Origin of the sequence: Frankia sp. AgPm24, from assembly GCF_023243055.1 — a bacterium.
Lineage (GTDB): Bacteria > Actinomycetota > Actinomycetes > Frankiales > Frankiaceae > Frankia > Frankia umida.
Window position 1 is genome coordinate 118,932 of sequence record NZ_JALKFW010000210.1, and the last position, 15,125, is coordinate 134,056.

At 70.6% G+C, this 15,125-nt stretch carries 15 protein-coding genes; 5 read left to right on the top strand and 10 right to left on the bottom strand.

Annotation, left to right across the window (positions count from 1 at the left end; all coding sequences use genetic code 11):
- Positions 1-42: 42 nt before the first annotated feature.
- Positions 43-999, top strand: coding sequence for an aldo/keto reductase (locus tag MXD61_RS22455; RefSeq protein WP_248815407.1), 957 nt, complete (start codon positions 43-45; stop codon positions 997-999).
- A gap of 76 nt (positions 1,000-1,075) precedes the next feature.
- Here the strand turns inward: MXD61_RS22455 and MXD61_RS22460 are convergent, their stop codons facing one another.
- Complete coding sequence (locus MXD61_RS22460) at positions 1,076-1,591, bottom strand: DUF1269 domain-containing protein (RefSeq protein WP_248815408.1); 516 nt, start codon at positions 1,589-1,591, stop codon at positions 1,076-1,078.
- Between the two features lie 204 nt (positions 1,592-1,795).
- On the opposite strand from MXD61_RS22460, the gene MXD61_RS22465 reads away from it, so the two are divergent.
- Positions 1,796-2,320, top strand: coding sequence for an O-acetyl-ADP-ribose deacetylase (locus tag MXD61_RS22465; RefSeq protein WP_248815409.1), 525 nt, complete (start codon positions 1,796-1,798; stop codon positions 2,318-2,320).
- On the opposite strand, the gene MXD61_RS22470 is transcribed toward MXD61_RS22465, so the two are convergent.
- Positions 2,286-3,149 carry a class I SAM-dependent methyltransferase gene (locus MXD61_RS22470; RefSeq protein WP_248815410.1) on the bottom strand — a complete coding sequence of 288 codons (864 nt, stop codon included), beginning with the start codon at positions 3,147-3,149 and terminating at the stop codon, positions 2,286-2,288. The genes MXD61_RS22465 and MXD61_RS22470 overlap by 35 nt on opposite strands.
- A gap of 414 nt (positions 3,150-3,563) precedes the next feature.
- Between MXD61_RS22470 and mshA the strand changes: the two genes are divergently transcribed.
- Together mshA and MXD61_RS22480 are read left to right on the top strand one after the other, a co-directional pair.
- Entirely contained in the window at positions 3,564-4,841 is a 1,278-nt protein-coding gene (gene mshA / locus MXD61_RS22475) for a D-inositol-3-phosphate glycosyltransferase (protein ID WP_248815441.1), read from the top strand.
- A 142-nt stretch (positions 4,842-4,983) separates the two neighbouring features.
- The gene (locus tag MXD61_RS22480) at positions 4,984-5,478 is read left to right on the top strand and encodes a YbjN domain-containing protein (protein ID WP_248815411.1); all 495 of its coding nucleotides are present in this window, start codon (positions 4,984-4,986) and stop codon (positions 5,476-5,478) included.
- 46 nt (positions 5,479-5,524) lie between these two features.
- Here the strand turns inward: MXD61_RS22480 and dnaE are convergent, their stop codons facing one another.
- Positions 5,525-9,073 (bottom strand): DNA polymerase III subunit alpha, encoded by a 3,549-nt coding sequence (gene dnaE, locus MXD61_RS22485; RefSeq protein WP_285223349.1) that lies wholly within the window; start codon positions 9,071-9,073, stop codon positions 5,525-5,527.
- Between the two features lie 246 nt (positions 9,074-9,319).
- Positions 9,320-9,868: an FABP family protein gene (locus MXD61_RS22490; protein ID WP_248815412.1), complete on the bottom strand. Its 549-nt coding sequence runs from the start codon at positions 9,866-9,868 to the stop codon at positions 9,320-9,322.
- 168 nt (positions 9,869-10,036) lie between these two features.
- Between MXD61_RS22490 and MXD61_RS22495 the strand changes: the two genes are divergently transcribed.
- Positions 10,037-10,399: a DsrE family protein gene (locus tag MXD61_RS22495; protein ID WP_248815413.1), complete on the top strand. Its 363-nt coding sequence runs from the start codon at positions 10,037-10,039 to the stop codon at positions 10,397-10,399.
- 514 nt (positions 10,400-10,913) lie between these two features.
- On the opposite strand, the gene MXD61_RS22500 is transcribed toward MXD61_RS22495, so the two are convergent.
- The 6 genes from MXD61_RS22500 to MXD61_RS22525 form a co-directional block, all read right to left on the bottom strand.
- Positions 10,914-11,213 (bottom strand): DUF1416 domain-containing protein, encoded by a 300-nt coding sequence (locus MXD61_RS22500; protein ID WP_251080408.1) that lies wholly within the window; start codon positions 11,211-11,213, stop codon positions 10,914-10,916.
- A 3-nt stretch (positions 11,214-11,216) separates the two neighbouring features.
- Entirely contained in the window at positions 11,217-12,050 is an 834-nt protein-coding gene (locus tag MXD61_RS22505) for a sulfurtransferase (RefSeq protein WP_248815415.1), read from the bottom strand.
- Positions 12,047-12,466, bottom strand: a complete 420-nt coding sequence (locus MXD61_RS22510; RefSeq protein WP_248815416.1) for a DUF4395 domain-containing protein — start codon at positions 12,464-12,466, stop codon at positions 12,047-12,049. The genes MXD61_RS22505 and MXD61_RS22510 overlap by 4 nt, the downstream gene beginning before the upstream one ends.
- Before the next feature lie 212 nt (positions 12,467-12,678).
- Positions 12,679-13,143, bottom strand: a complete 465-nt coding sequence (locus MXD61_RS22515; RefSeq protein ID WP_248815417.1) for a thioredoxin family protein — start codon at positions 13,141-13,143, stop codon at positions 12,679-12,681.
- A 237-nt stretch (positions 13,144-13,380) separates the two neighbouring features.
- Positions 13,381-14,103 carry a DUF2993 domain-containing protein gene (locus tag MXD61_RS22520; protein WP_308222823.1) on the bottom strand — a complete coding sequence of 241 codons (723 nt, stop codon included), beginning with the start codon at positions 14,101-14,103 and terminating at the stop codon, positions 13,381-13,383.
- 29 nt (positions 14,104-14,132) lie between these two features.
- Positions 14,133-15,125, bottom strand: a complete 993-nt coding sequence (locus MXD61_RS22525; RefSeq protein WP_248815419.1) for a hypothetical protein — start codon at positions 15,123-15,125, stop codon at positions 14,133-14,135.

Sequence of the window (15,125 nt, forward strand, 5' to 3'; positions counted from 1 at the left end):
CTGGTGAACACGGGCCCCGATCGGGTGTGCACTATTTAGGGCATGCGCTATCGCTCGCTGGGATCATCCGGACTGCTTGTATCTGTGGTGGGGTTGGGGTGCAACAACTTCGGCTCACGGGTGGATCTCAACGGCACCCGCGCGGTCGTCGACGCCGCCCTCGATGTGGGCATCACGTTCTTCGACACGGCCGACGTCTACGGAAACAAGGGTGGGTCGGAGACCCAGCTCGGCCACGTCCTGCGCGGCCGTCGTGACGAGGTTGTGCTGGCCACCAAGTTCGGCGGGGACATGGCCGGTATCTACGGCCAGGACTTCCGTGCCCGGACGTCGCGGCGCTACATCCGCAAGGCCGTCGAGGGATCGCTGAGCCGGCTGCAGACCGACTACATCGACCTGCTCCAGCTGCACCGACCGGACCCGTTCACCCCGATCGACGAGACGCTCGAGGCACTCGACGAGCTGATCAAAGCTGGCAAGATCCGTTACGTCGGCTCCTGCAACCTGGACGCCTGGCAGATCGCCGACGCCGAGTGGACGGCCCGCGCCTCGGGCACCAACCGGTTCATCTCCGCACAGAACCACTACAGCATGCTCGAACGCGGCGTCGAGGCGGAGCTCGTCCCGGCCACGCTCAAGTACGGCATCGGGGTCATTCCGTACTACCCGCTGGAGAACGGCCTGCTCACCGGGAAGTACCAGCGGGACGAGGCCCCGGCCGCCGGCACCCGGCTGGCCAGCCGGCAGGATCTGCTGACCGACGAGCTCTTCGACCGGCTCGAGGTCCTGGAGACCTTCGCCCGTGAACGCGACCGCTCGCTGCTGGACGTGGCGATCGGCGGTCTCGCCGCGCAGCCCGGCGTCAGCTCGGTCATCGCCGGTGCGACCACCGCGAGCCAGGTGCGGGCCAACGCCACCGCCGGCGAGTGGCAGCCCAGGTCCGACGACCTGGAAGTGCTCAACAAGGTGGCGCCGACCCTGCGCCCGCCGGCCCTCTGATCCACTGACGGCGCTGGTCCGCTGACGGCACTGGTCCACTGACGGCGCTGGTCCGTCGGCGCCCGGCCAGGGGAGTTCAGGCCGGCGCGGCCCGGCGGCCCAGTGCCTCGGCCAGGTGTCGTTCCCGGCTCGCCGGCAGGGTACTCATGATCACCCGTGGCCGGTGCGGCCGAAGGGCGGCGACCACCTCGTCGACCGCCTCCTCGCCGGACCGGCGGACCAGCGCGAACACCGCCGCCCGGCCCGGTTGCAGATGCCCGGCGACCCGCCGGATCTGCGCCTCGTCCACCCCCGGCCCAAGCACCCGACTGATCAGGGCGCCCAGGCCCGCCCCCAGCCCCAGGCCGATCAGCGGGGCGAAGAACAGGGTGCCCAGCACCCCGCCGCAGGCCGCGCCGCCCAACGCCGCGGTGCGCGGCGGGCTGGCCAACCGGTGGATCGTGATCTGACCTGCGTCATCGCGCCACACCAGGGCCCCGTCGACGACGTCGAGCCGGCGGCGACGGCGCAACCGCCGCCCCAGCACCCACGCCTCCCGGGCCTGTTCGAGGCTGTCGAACCCGAGCACCACCAGCCGCGAATCTGCCGTCATCACCGCCGCTCCTTCCACTCCTGTCGCCCGTCCGGCGAAGGCGCCTCCCATCGGATCGCAGGATCAGGCTAAGCGCAATCGCGCCACAGCGTGACCCGCGATGCCCCCGGAGCCCCTCCCCGAGGCGCCCGTGCCGCCACGATCCGCGCCCGGATGATTCCCCTTCGCACCCGGCGCGATCGGCCCGGTGCGACAATGGGCGCCATGGTGCGGGTACGGCTGGAGCAGGGTGACATCACCGGCGTCGAGATCGACGCGATCGTCAACGCCGCGAACAACAGCCTGCTCGGCGGCGGCGGGGTGGACGGTGCGATCCACGCCGCGGGAGGGCCGCGGATCCTCGCGGCCTGTCGCGAACTGCGCCGCACCACGCTGCCCGATGGCCTACCGACCGGGCAGGCGGTGGCGACGACCGCCGGGCGACTCCCGGCCCGGCATGTCATCCACGTCGTCGGGCCGATCCACGACCCACGCGACGATCGTTCCGATCTGCTGTGCTCGGCCTACGTCAACGCGCTGCGGGTCGCCGACGAGCTGGGCGCGTCCGGAGTGGCGTTCCCGGCGGTGAGCGCCGGGGCGTACGGGTGGCCGTTGGACGACGCCGCCCGCCTCGCGGTGACGAGTGTGCTCACCGCGACGACGAACGTGCGGGACATCCGGTTCGTCCTTTTCGACGCGCGCGTCCACCAGGCTTTCACCGCGGCACTGGCGGCGGCCAGTCAACCGTGAGCTCGCCCAGTCGCCAGCGGCGCATGTCCCCGCGGACCGGGAGACCCCCCGCGCGCAGGTCGAGCACCGCGGCGATCCAGCGTTGCCGTGGCGAGAACACCGCCCTGGCCGCCGCCCGCGCCCACGCCTGATCCAGCTCCTCGAGCAGCCGGTGGATGTCCTCCCCCGCCACGTTGCGGGCGATCAGCGTCTTGGGGAGTCGTTCGGCGAGCTCGGACGGCTGGCGCAGGCTCGGCAGATGTGCGGCCAGGGTCAGCGTCGGCCCGGCCGGAATCCGCCCGGCGGCGGCCAGCCACCGCGGTGGCGCGGCACTGGCCGGACGGCCGAACCAGCAGGCCCGCCGACCGATCTCGTCGCAGGTGCCCTCCACGAGCAGCCCGCCGGGCGCGAGCAGGCCGGCCATCGCCTGCCACGCCCCGGCCACGGCCGGCTCCGGGTACTGACGCAGCACGTTCAACGCCCTGATCACCACCGGCTGCCCGTCCCGCGCGACCTGCCCGAACCCGCCGTGGTCGAAGGTGAGCCCGGGTGGCCGGGCCGCCGGGCGCGCCGCCGCGACCCGCTGCTGGTCAAGCTCGAGACCAAGGACCCGCACCCGCGGGCACACCACCCGCAGCCGCTCGTACAGCTCCACCGTCGTCACCGGGGACGACCCGAAGCCCACGTCGACGACCAGCGGGTCGACGCTGCCGCGCAGGAGCGGGCCGGCCACGTCGGCCAACCAGCGGTCGACCCGGCGCAGCCGGTTCGGCGCCGTCGTCCCCCGGGTAGGGAGCCCAAGGGCACGCGCGCGGCCCGCCGCGAGCCGCCCGCCGCGGGGGTTCACCATCCGCCCAGCGTCGCAGATCGCCCCCACCGGTGGGACGGGGACGGTGCGGTCCGGCTCCCCCACCGTCGCCAGGTGCCCTCCTTCGGGCCGGTCGGCGGGCCACCGGGACGTCTGATTCGTTACAGGATCGTGACGACAGATCCGGCACAGAGCGCCACCCCGCCGCGTTGACCTGCAAGGATCGGGAGATTCCCGGTCCACGGCGACGGATCGGCCACGTCCGATCAGTTGACCGGACAACTGGACGGGTAGAACGGTGGTTCTCGTGTTGGTCCACAGCAACGACGGTCGTACTGGGCGAACGCGGCAACCATCGCCGGACGAAGGTATGCCGTGGGCGCTGCCGGACGGGGGTGCGCGGTGCGTCTGATCCGCGGCGAGTCGGGGCGTGCGGCCCACCCGCGGCGGGTGGCGATGCTGTCGATGCACACCTCACCCCTGGAGCAGCCGGGCACCGGTGACGCCGGCGGGCTCAACGTGTACGTGGTGGAGCTGTCCCGGCAGTTGGCGCGCCACGGGGTCGAGGTCGAGGTGTTCACCCGGGCGGTCAGCAGCCGGGTGCCGGCGACCGCGCAGCTCGCGCCCGGAGTGACGGTGCGCCACGTCGACGCCGGGCCGTTCGAGGAGGTCCGCCGCGAGGACCTGCCGGCGTGGCTGTGCGCGTTCACCGCGGACGTGCTGCGCACCGAGGCCGGGCACGAGCCGGGCTGGTTCGACCTCATCCACTCGCACTACTGGCTGTCCGGGCAGGTCGCCCGGGCCGCCGCCCGCCGATGGGCGGTGCCGTTCGTGCACACCTCGCACACCCTCGCGAAGGTCAAGAACGATGCGCTGGCCGTCGGTGACCGCCCGGAACCCGCCGGGCGGCTGCACGGCGAGCAGGAGGTCGTCGCCGACGCCACCCGGCTGATCGCCTCCACCGCCGAGGAACGCGCCCACCTGATCGGTCTCTACGGCGCGGCACCCGACCGCGTGGATGTCGTCGCCCCCGGTGTCGACCTGACCGTCTTCCGCCCGGGTGGCAGGGGTGGCGGCGGCACCGTCCGACCCGGGGACATCGCCGCGTCGCGGGCCCGGTCACGGCTGCGGCTTGGCCTGGAGCCCGATGGTGAGCTGCTGCTGTTCGTCGGACGCATCCAACCGTTGAAGGCGCCCGACATCCTGCTGCACGCCACCGCCGAGTTGCTGCGCCGCGATCCGAGCCGCCGCGCCCGGCTGTCGGTCGCCGTCGTCGGTGGCCCGAGCGGCGCCGGTCTGGAACAGCCCGACGCGCTGGTGAAACTGGCGGCGGACCTGGGTATCTCCGACCTCGTCCGGTTCCAGCCACCGGCGCCGCAACCCGAGCTCGCGCACTGGTACCGGGCCGCCGACGCCGTGGTCGTGCCCAGTCACAGTGAGAGCTTCGGTCTGGTCGCTCTGGAGGCGCAGGCCTGCGGCACGCCGGTGGTGGCCGCCGCGGTCGGTGGGCTGCGCACGGCGGTCGCCGACGGTGTCTCCGGCCTGCTCGTGCCGGGTCACGACCCGCTGCGCTACGCCGACGCGCTCGACCGCCTGCTGCGCCAGCCCCGGCTGCGGGCCCGGCTCGCGGCCGGGGCGATCGAGCGGGCCGCCAGCTTCGGCTGGTCGGCCACGGCCCGCGGGGTGCTGCACAGCTACCAGCACGCGCTGCACCCGACCGCGGTGGCCGTCTGAGCCGAGCCCGTCACGCCGTGGACCGGTAGGGACCGTGGACCGGTAGGGACTGTAAGCGGGTGGGGGCGGGGGCGTGCGAGGATCGGATCCGGCTGCACCGGATCCGGCTTCACCGCCGCGACGAGCGGGGAGGAACCGCGCCATGACGGCACCCATCGACGCGCCCGAACGTGAACGGCTCGACGCCGTGATCGCGACCGCCCTCGCCGACCTGGAGCTCGCCTTCGAACACGTCGGCACCGGCTCGTTCCTGGTCACCCTGGAGGGCGAGCACAAGCTGCGCACCATGACCTGGCTCGTCGTGCAGGACCACACCCTGCTGGTCGAGGCGTTCTTCATGCGCGCGCCGGCCGAGAACACCGCCGGTACCTACGGCTTCCTGCTCGGGCGCAACGCGCGCACCTACGGCGTGCACTTCTCCATCGACCGGGTCGGTGACATCTTCCTCACCGGCCAGGTGCCGTTGGCCGCCGTGTCGGCCGACGAGATCGACCGGATTCTCGGCTGTGTCGGCACCTACGCGGACGAGAACTTCGACCCGGCGATCGCCCTCGGGTTCGCGTCCGCCATCGAACGTGAGAAGGCGTGGCGGGCGAAGCTCGCCGCCGACGCCGGCAGCGTGACCAGGCCTGCCTGACCGGCTGGATCAGGCGGACCCGGCGCCCGCGGTGGCGGGCCCGCGGTCATGCGGTGACGGCTCGGGCACCGAGCAGGGCCTTGAGGTCTCCCAGCAGGGAACCGCTCGCCTGCACCTGCGGTTCGAGCAGCAGCAGGCTGCTGTTCTGCGGGCCTTCCAGACGCAGGTGCACCGGTGTCGAGCCCGGATGGGTCGTCAGGATGACCTTGAGGTCCGCGACCAACGGTGGCGTGATCTTGTAGGTGGGCAGGGTGATGACGACCGGTGGCCCGTTCAGATGGGTCGCGACATCGATCACCGTCAGGTCCTGGGCGAACAGCGAGACCGAACCCTCCCGCTCGTTGATCCTGCCCCGCACCGAGATGACCGCGTCCGTCGCGAGCGCGGTGGAGTGGATCTCGTAGGACTGGGGGAAGAACAGCACCTCGATGGAGGCGTCGAGGTCCTCGACGGTCACGATCGCCCAGGCTTTGGCGGTGTTCTTGTTGATCCGCCGGTCGATCTTGCTGATGATGCCGGCGATCTGCACGCTGTTGCCGTCGCTGGCCTCGACGAGGTCGACGATCCGGGTGTCACGGTGGCGATCCAACGCCCGCTCGGCGCCCTCGAGTGGATGCGAGGAGACGTACAGGCCGAGCATGTCGCGTTCCTGGGCCAGCAGTTCCTTCTTCGGCCACTCGGGGCCGGACAGGTCCAGGTCGAGGCCCAGCGGCGAGCTCTCCTCCTCGTCGCCGCCCGCGTCGCCGAACAGGTCGAACTGGCCGATCGCCTCGGCCCGCTTTGTGATGATCACCGCGTCGATCGCGGTCTCGTGCACGCTGACCAGCACCCGGCGGTGATGGCCGAGCGAGTCGAACGCACCGGCCTTGATCAGGGAGTCGATCGTGCGCTTGTTGCACACGCCGATGTCGACCTTCTGCAGGAAGTCGGCGAACGACTCGTAGGCGCTCTTGCGTTCCCGGGCCGCGACGATCGACGCGACGACGTTCTCCCCGACGTTGCGCACGGCGCCCAGGCCGAAGCGGATGGACTCCCCGACCGCGCCGAACCGCAGGTCCGACTCGTTGACGTCGGGTGGCAGCACCTGGATACCCATCCGGCGGGTCTCGGCCAGGTAGACCGCCATCTTGTCCTTGTCATCCCCCACCGACGTCAACAGCGCGGCCATGAACTCGGCCGGATAGTTGGCCTTGAGGTAGGCGGTCCAGAACGACACCACGCCGTACCCGGCGGTATGGGACTTGTTGAACCCGTAGCCGGAGAACGGGACGAGCACGTCCCACAGCGCCTGGACCGCGACGTCGGTGTAGCCCTGCTCCTTCATCCCGGCGGAGAAGCGGGCGAACTCCTTGTCCAGGATCTCTTTCTTCTTCTTGCCCATCGCGCGGCGCAGCAGGTCGGCGGCGCCGAGGCTGTAGCCGGCCAGCTCGCGGGCGATGGCCATGACCTGCTCCTGGTACACCACCAGGTGGTAGGTCTCGCCCAGGATCGGCTCCAGCGCCTCGGCGAGGTCGGGGTGGATCGGGTTGATCTCCTTGCGGCCGTTCTTGCGGTCGGCGTACTCGATGTGGCTGTTGGCCGCCATCGGGCCCGGCCGGTAGAGCGCGAGCACGGCGGCGATGTCACCGAACTTCGTCGGTGACATCAGACGCAGCAGGTTACGCATCGGCCCACCGTCAAGCTGGAACACACCGAGCGTGTCCCCGCGGGCCAGCAGTTCGAACGCCTTGGCGTCCTCCAGCGGCAGGGTGGACAGATCGATGTCGACGCCGCGGTTGCGCTTGACGGACTCGATCGCGTCGCCGATGACGGTGAGGTTGCGCAGCCCGAGGCAGTCCATCTTGAGCAGACCCATCTCCTCGCACTGAGGAAACGGGAATCCCGTGATGATCGCGCCGTCGTTGTCGCGGCGGTGGATCGGCAGGACGTCCAGCAGCGGCTCGGAACACAGGATCACGCCCGCGGCGTGCACACCGGTCCCTCGGGTCAGCCCCTCCAACCCACGCGCCGTGTCGATGATCTTCTTCACGTCGGCGTCGGCCTCGTAGAGGGCCCGGATCTCGCTGGCCTCGCTGAAACGCTCGTGCTTCGGGTCGAAGATCCCCGTCAGGGGGATCCCCTTGCCCATCACGTCCGGCGGCATCGCCTTCGAGATCCTGTCGCCGAGCGCGTAGGGGTAGCCCAGCACCCGGCACGAGTCCTTGACCGCGGCCTTCGCCTTGATCGTGCCGAAGGTGTTGATCTGGGCGACCCGGTCCTCGCCGTACTGCTCGGTGATGTAACGGATCACCTCACCACGCCGGCGTTCGTCGAAGTCCAGGTCGATGTCCGGCGGCGAGATGCGCTCGGGGTTGAGGAAGCGCTCGAAGATCAGGGCATGCTCGATCGGGTTCAGCTCGGTGATGCCCAGAATGTAGGCGATCATCGAACCGGTGGCCGAGCCACGCCCCGGCCCCAGGCCGATACCCCGCGATCGCGCGAACGCACAGATATCCGCGACGACCAGGAAGTAGGCCGGGAAACCCATCTTGTCGATAACGCCGACCTCGTACTCGACGCGCGCGACCACATCCTCGGGCACGCCCGCCGGGAAACGCCAGACCAGCCCACGGTCGATTTCCTTGCGCAGCCAGGAGAGCTGGGTCTCACCCTCGGGCACCGGAAACCGGGGCATCCTGTCCACGAAGGCGAAGACCTCGTCGTACGGCTCCACCCGCTCGGCGATGAGCAGGGAGCTGTCACAGGCCCCCGGGACCTCCCCGTCCCAGAGACCGCGCATCTCCTCGGGCGACTTGAGGTAGTAGCCGGAGCCTTCGAACTTGAAACGATTCGGATCGTCGAGCCTTTTACCGGTGCCGACGCACAGCAGCACCTCGTGGCTCTCCGCCTGATCCTCGGTCACGTAGTGCGAGTCATTGGTGGCCAGCGGACGCAGCCCCAGCTTCGCACCTATGTCGAGCAGGCCCTGGCGGACGCTGCGCTCGATCGGCAGGCCGTGGTCCATCAGCTCCAGGAAGAAGTTGTCAGGACCGAACACCTCCCGATAGGTGGCCGCCGCGGCGAGCGCCTTGTCGAACTGGCCCAGGCGAAGCCGGGTCTGCACCTCACCCGACGGGCAGCCCGTCGTCGCGATGATCCCGGCCGAGTACTGGGAGACCAGATCATGGTCCATGCGCGGCTTGCGGTAGTAACCCTCGATCGACGCGATGGAGGACAGCCGGAAAAGATTGCGCAGCCCCTCGGCGTTGGCCGCGAGCATCGTCATGTGCGTGTAGGCGCCACCACCGGACACATCGCCGCCCTCGCCCGCGGGGTCGACGTCGCGTTGCGAACGGTCTCCCCACAGAACGGGCCGCTTGTGATGGCGGGACTCAGGTGCCAGATAGGCTTCGATCCCGATGATCGGCTTGACGCCGGCCTTCGTCGCACCCTGGTAGAACTCGTAGGCGCCGAACATGTTGCCGTGATCGGTCATCCCGACCGCCGGCATTCCCAGCTTCGCCGCTTCCCTGAAAAGCAGGCCCGATTTCGCCGCGCCATCGAGCATCGAATACTCGGTGTGCACGTGGAGGTGAACAAAAGAATCCGCCGACAACCCAGTCCCCTCTCGCCCACAACGACCCGCCGATCGGGAGTCTAGCCCCGACACGGAGAGCTATCGGCGCGCCACGCGACACAACACCTCGACCCCGGTGATCATTCAAGGTTGATTTGTTGAGATCAATGGCGCCTTTGCCTGCGTTCCAGAAGCTTCACGGCGCGATCACCTGGGCGCTGCGCTCCGACCGGCCACGCGGAGCCAGAGTGCCGCTTCCCCTGGTGACCGGGCCTCAGGAAGGCGTCAGTCGGAGACGCGTCTGAGGCGGGCGGACAGGTGCGACTGCATCGGCTTGCCGCCGGCCTCCATGTCGATGGCGTAGGCGAGGTCGCCGCCCTCGACGAGGCCGTAGAGCCGCACCGAGCGGGTGACGTCCCGGGCGGTCGCCGTCCGGATCACGACGTTGTGGTCGAGGTCGATGCGGGTACCGGCCACGCTGCCCACATAGATCTCGGCGATGCCGAACGGATGCGCGAGGGTGACCTCGATGACCGTCGCCCCGTCCTCGCCTGGCTGGACCCGCCAGAACCCGGTCTCGGTCGCCAGCGGACTGCCCGGCTCCCGACCGTCGCGGGGCTCGTCCGCCCACCAGGTGTGCGAGACGTAGCCGAGCGCGGGACGTCCGTCAGCGGCGAAGGTGATCTCCTGCCCGTAGTGGAAACCCTCCAGCCCCTCGTAGCCGCCGACCCCCTCCCCCCGCCAGGTCCCGACCAGAAACGCCAACGGCAGCAGACTCGCGTGCAGGTCCACGACGCCTCCCGGCCGGCCCCGGCCCTCACCCTGGGCGCTCATCGCTGGCCCTCCTGCAGCTTGTAGACCACGTAACCGGAGAACCAGGCGATCAGAACACACGTCGCCACCAGGAGCCCGCTGAAGAAGTAGTGCAACACGCTGCGGAGCCTAGCCGGGCTCGCCCCGGCGGCCACGCGCCGGGCGCACCCGATCGGGCACACTGGACCGGTGACCCGTTCGCTCGTTGTCAAGGCCACCGCCGGCGCGGACGCGCCGGAACGCTGCTCGCAGGCCTTCACCGTGGCGGCCGTCGCCGTCGCCGCCGGCGCCGACGTGTCCCTGTGGCTCACCGGCGAGTCGGCCTGGTTCGCCCTGCCCGGCCGGGCCGCGCAGTTCGACCTCGCCGAGTCCGCCCCCCTGCAGGATCTGCTCGACGCCATCCTGGCCGGCGGACGGATCACCGTGTGCACCCAGTGCGCGGCGCGCCGCTCGTTCGGCCCGCCGGACGTCCTGCCCGGCATCCGGATCGCCGGCGCCGCCACCTTCGTCGACGAGATCCTCGCCGACGGCGTCCAGGCCCTCGTCTACTGAGCGTCCAGGCCCTCGTCCGCTGAGGCCGACGACCCATCCGCACCCGTCCCTCGGGCTACTGCTCCCCCGCGGCTACAGGGCCGTCGGGCGCCGTGATGCCGTTGCAGGTGCGTTCGGCACCAGCCGCGGCAGCCGCAACAACAGACCACGATCAGGACACGTGGAATCGCGTTCGGCGCTGAGCCGTATGCGCTTTCCTGATCTCATGATGGCTGAGTCCGATGTCCTTTTCGCCGTAGTCCTGTTCGCGGCCACCGGGCAGCGCACGGTCCGCCGTATCATCGCGCCCTTCCCGGATCGCCGATCGGCTCTTGCCTTCGCCCGGGAGAACGGCCTGCGCTGTTTCACGATCGGCCCGATGCACTTCGCGGTGCCGACAACGATGCCGATCGAGACCGGCCGGTCGCACCCGACCCGCCCCGCGGTGACAGCCACCCGGGTGAACCGATCCACCGCTGTCTCAGCGGGTCCGCGGTGACCTCAGGCCGGACTTCTGCGGACGCGGCCAGAAACCTCAGGCAGTGACCTCGACCTGGGCGTCCACCGGCTCGCCCTGACGGGCGACGACCCGACGCTCGCCACTGGCACCGGGCACCAGCGCCCGCACGGTCCACTGGCCGGGGCGGGCGAAGAACCGGAACTGCCCGGTGGCGGAGAGCGGCACCTCGGCGGTGAAGTCGCCGCCCTCGTCGAGCAGGCGGGCGTAACCGGTCGACACCGGCTCGCCCTCGCGCACGACGACGCCCTGGATCACGGTCTCCCTGTCCACGTCAATTCCCTCCACCGACGGTCCACCACTGGTCGCACCGCACATGGGTCACGCACCCTTCTCGATCGGCACGCCCACCAGCGAGCCGTACTCGGTCCACGAACCGTCGTAGTTCTTCACACCCGCCAGACCCAGCAGTTCGTGCAGGGCGAACCAGGTGTGTGCGGACCGTTCCCCGATCCGGCAGTAGGCGATGATCTCGGCGGACAGATCGACGCCGGCCTCGGTGTAGAGCGCGGTCAGCTGCTCGTCGCTGCGGAACGTGCCGTCCTCGTTCGCCGTCCGCGCCCATGGGATGTTCTTCGCCGTCGGAATGTGCCCGGCCCGCTGGGACTGCTCCTGCGGCAGATGGGCGGGTGCCAGCAGCAGCCCGGAGAACTCACCCGGCGAACGGACGTCGATCAGGACCTTCTCACCGATCGCGGCGATGACCTCCTCGCGGAAGGCCCGAATGTCGGTGCGTGGCTCGCCGGCGGTGTAGGTCGTCGCCGGACGGGGCGTCACCTCGGACGTCAGCTCACGGCTGTCGAGCTCCCACTTCTTGCGCCCGCCGTCGAGCAGCCGGACGTCCCCGTGGCCGTACAGGCTGAAGTACCAGTAGGCGTAGGCCGCGAACCAGTTGTTGTTGCCGCCGTAGAGCACGACGGTGTCGTCGTTCGCGATACCCTTGGTGGACAGCAGCTGTTCGAACTGCCCCTTGTCGACGAAATCCCGGATGACCGGGTCCTGCAGCTCGGACTTCCAGTCGAGCCGGACCGCACCCGGAATGTGCCCACGGTCGTAGGCGGAGACATCCTCGTCGACCTCGACCAGAACGACCCTGGGATCGCCACTGTGCGCTTCGACCCAGGCGGCGTTGACCAGAACCTGTTCGCGGCTCATCCCCGCGCCCCTTTCACGGTGACCGAACGAAAGAACACGTACATGTGGCAACCGAGACAGACCTCGAAAGCCGCGTTGAGAAAAGCCGCCGCAAAGGCGAGCCCGGTGACCACCAGACCCAGCGCCGAGGCTCCGGACAGGAATCCGATCACGCCCACCACCCCGAAGACCACGCCCACGAGCTGGGCGAACCGGGGTGGGGTGGCGTCCTCCATGACGTCCGGCGGCGCCAGCCGGGGACGAATCAGACGCCGGAACACCAGCGCGTAGGGCGCGTACCGCACACCGGCGGCCGCCCCGATCGCGAACACCACCGTCTGACCGAGAAGAAGCCAGCCGCTGCCCGTGAGGAGCACGATGGCGAGCACCACCGTGGACACGGCGGCGGTGAACCGCATACCGCGAGGGTCGACCACCGAAGTTCTCCTGACTACACCTGATCACCAAGATCTGATCATCGGAACTGGACCTGTCGGCGGCGCGCCGACCGAGCGGCGCACCACGGGAACCCGATCAGAAAGGGCAACACAGACAGCTACGCACGCGACAGAGATCGATCGCGCGACGACGTACAAGCTGCAGGAAGAACATGGCCCGTGTCACGGTAGCAGCGGTGGTCAGGTCCACGCTAAGACATCGCCGATGATTCCGAAGAATCGTCATCCGCCCGCTTTGTCCCCTCCAGGGGCATGATCTCGGCGAGGGTGGCGAAGACGGCGGCCCGCGTGGGCGGAGCGCCGCTGGCCCGCCGCGTCTCCCGGCCCGCCGCGTCAAGGACGACCACCGTCGGCGTGCGTCGCACTCCGAGCGCACGGACAAGATCGAGGTGCGCCTCCGCGTCGACCTCCACATGCCGGACGCCCGGCACGACCTCGGCGACCCCGGCCAGCACACGCCGCGTCACCCGACAGGGCGCGCAGAAGGCGGTGGAGAACTGCAACAGCGTCGCCCGCTCGCCCAGCGTCTCACCCAGCGCGGCCACCTCGGCCCCCCACCCCGGCTCCGCGTCGGACACGACCGACTCGCCCGACCCGGCCTCGGTCACCTGAGCGGGGGCGGCCGGCCTGGCGGTGGCGGGTGCCGGGACATCCACCGGTGGCTCCTTTCGCGCATCGAACCAGGTGCTCGAGCGGGGGGACGACCTCACTGGACGGAACCGACCATCTCGGACGCGCAGGGTGACACCCAGCGCGCTCGCCAGTGCGACCGCTCCCAGCAGCACCCACAAGCCCGTCACGGTTCGTCCAAGCACCTGGCGTCCGCCGCTGTTCCCGCGACGGCTCCGGATCGGGTCACAGCCCATCCGTATGGGGGGGTCAGGACGCGGGGGTCAGGACGCGGGGGCGGAGCCGGTGACGCGGCCGACGGTACCGGGTTCGAGAACAACGTTCTGACCGGCGGCGTCGAAGAGGATCCGGTCCGATCGGACGGTCGCGGAGGTGAGCTGGAGGTTGAACGGCAGGCCGGCCACCGGGACCCGCACGGTCAGCAGCTGGCTGATCGCCGGACTCAGCGCCGTGCCCACCGGTGCGGTCAGCTCCCGCGGGGAGAAGGTGATCTCCGCTGGCGCGACTCCGATGTCCGCCGTCCCCACCGCGTCGACGGTGGTGCCCAGGATGGGCAGCGATCCGGAGACCTGGATCGCCGTCCCGGCCGGCCCGACCGTGACAGCCGATCCCTGGCTGCGCAGGTAGGCGTTGAGATCGGTGTAGGTCAGCTCCACGCGGGCGGTGAGCCGATCGACCGGAATCCGCTGCACGTCACCGTGCAGCACATCCGCCAGCGGCACCCGCACGCCGACGAGTTCGGCATGCAGCCGGTCGACCCGCAGGCCCTGCTCGACCTGGCCACGCACGTCCACCCGGACGTCGCGATAGTCGCCATGCAGTACCTGGGTGAGGAAGGGAAATCCGCCCAGTGACACGTCCGGCTTCGTGGCCAGCCCCTCGCTGCGCTGCGCCTGGGTGGCGATCTGGCCGGCCACCACCCGCGGGGTGATCCGGTCGACGGCGAGGAGCAGCCCGAGCAGGACCACCACGAGGACGGCAGCCACCCGTGCACCCCGGCCGGGTCGGTCGGCACTCATCCGGGCAGATGCCGCCCGACGAGGTACACCAGCGGCGCGGCGCAGGCCAACGGCACCACGGTGGCCACGAAGGCGCCGGCCACCGCGGCGGCGGCCGACCCACCGACCCGGACGACTCCATCACTCCTGGCCAGCCGCTCGTGGCCGGCCAGGTCACCGCCGACCTGGTCACCGCTGGCCTGGTCACCGCTGGCCTGCCCCTCGCTGGCGCGGACGAGGACCAGATCCACCAGTCCGGCCGTGACCGCGCCCGCCGCCGCGGCGGTGAGACCCGCGACCACGGACAGACCGCCCGGTCCGAGCGCGCCAAGGCCCGCCCCGGCGGCGACCGCGACGGCCACCCCGACCGGCCCGGCGAGCGCCGCCGGCAGGCCGGCCCATCCGACCAGCCGGGCCACCGCGACCACGATCCCGGCGCCGAGCAGACCGGCGATGGTCATCAGATCAGCCGGCTGCTCCGCGCCCTGCCCGGCCCGCAGCGCCAGATACCCGGTGAGCAGCAGGCCGAGAACGATCCCGCTCAGCGCGGTGACCAGCTCGGCGCTGACCCGCTCGCTGGATGGAACACCCGCACCACCGGAGGTGGCGGATGTGGCCGGCCTGACCATGTCGGCGGCCGGGGCACGCAGGGTCACGGCTCGACGCAGCCCCAGTTGGTAGACGATGACCGCGGCGACGCCGGTCCCGCCCACCCCGACGATCGCGTGGAACGGATGGCCGTCCGTCAGCAGCAGACCGAGATCGCCCAGCAGGGCCCAGACGGCGATGAGCGCGACAGTGCCCGGCGAAGCCCGCAGCGCCCGACCCCAGGCCCACGCAAGGGCCACTTGCAGGACGATGACGACAACCGCGAGTGCCCACGTGGCCAGCGCCGCCGCCCCGATCGCGAGGCCGGCGGCGAGCACCACGGCACCGGGCACCGCGAGCGCGCCCGCGGAGCCCGGGCGCGAGCGGGTGACCACACCGGATCCGAGATCGCCAGCACTCAC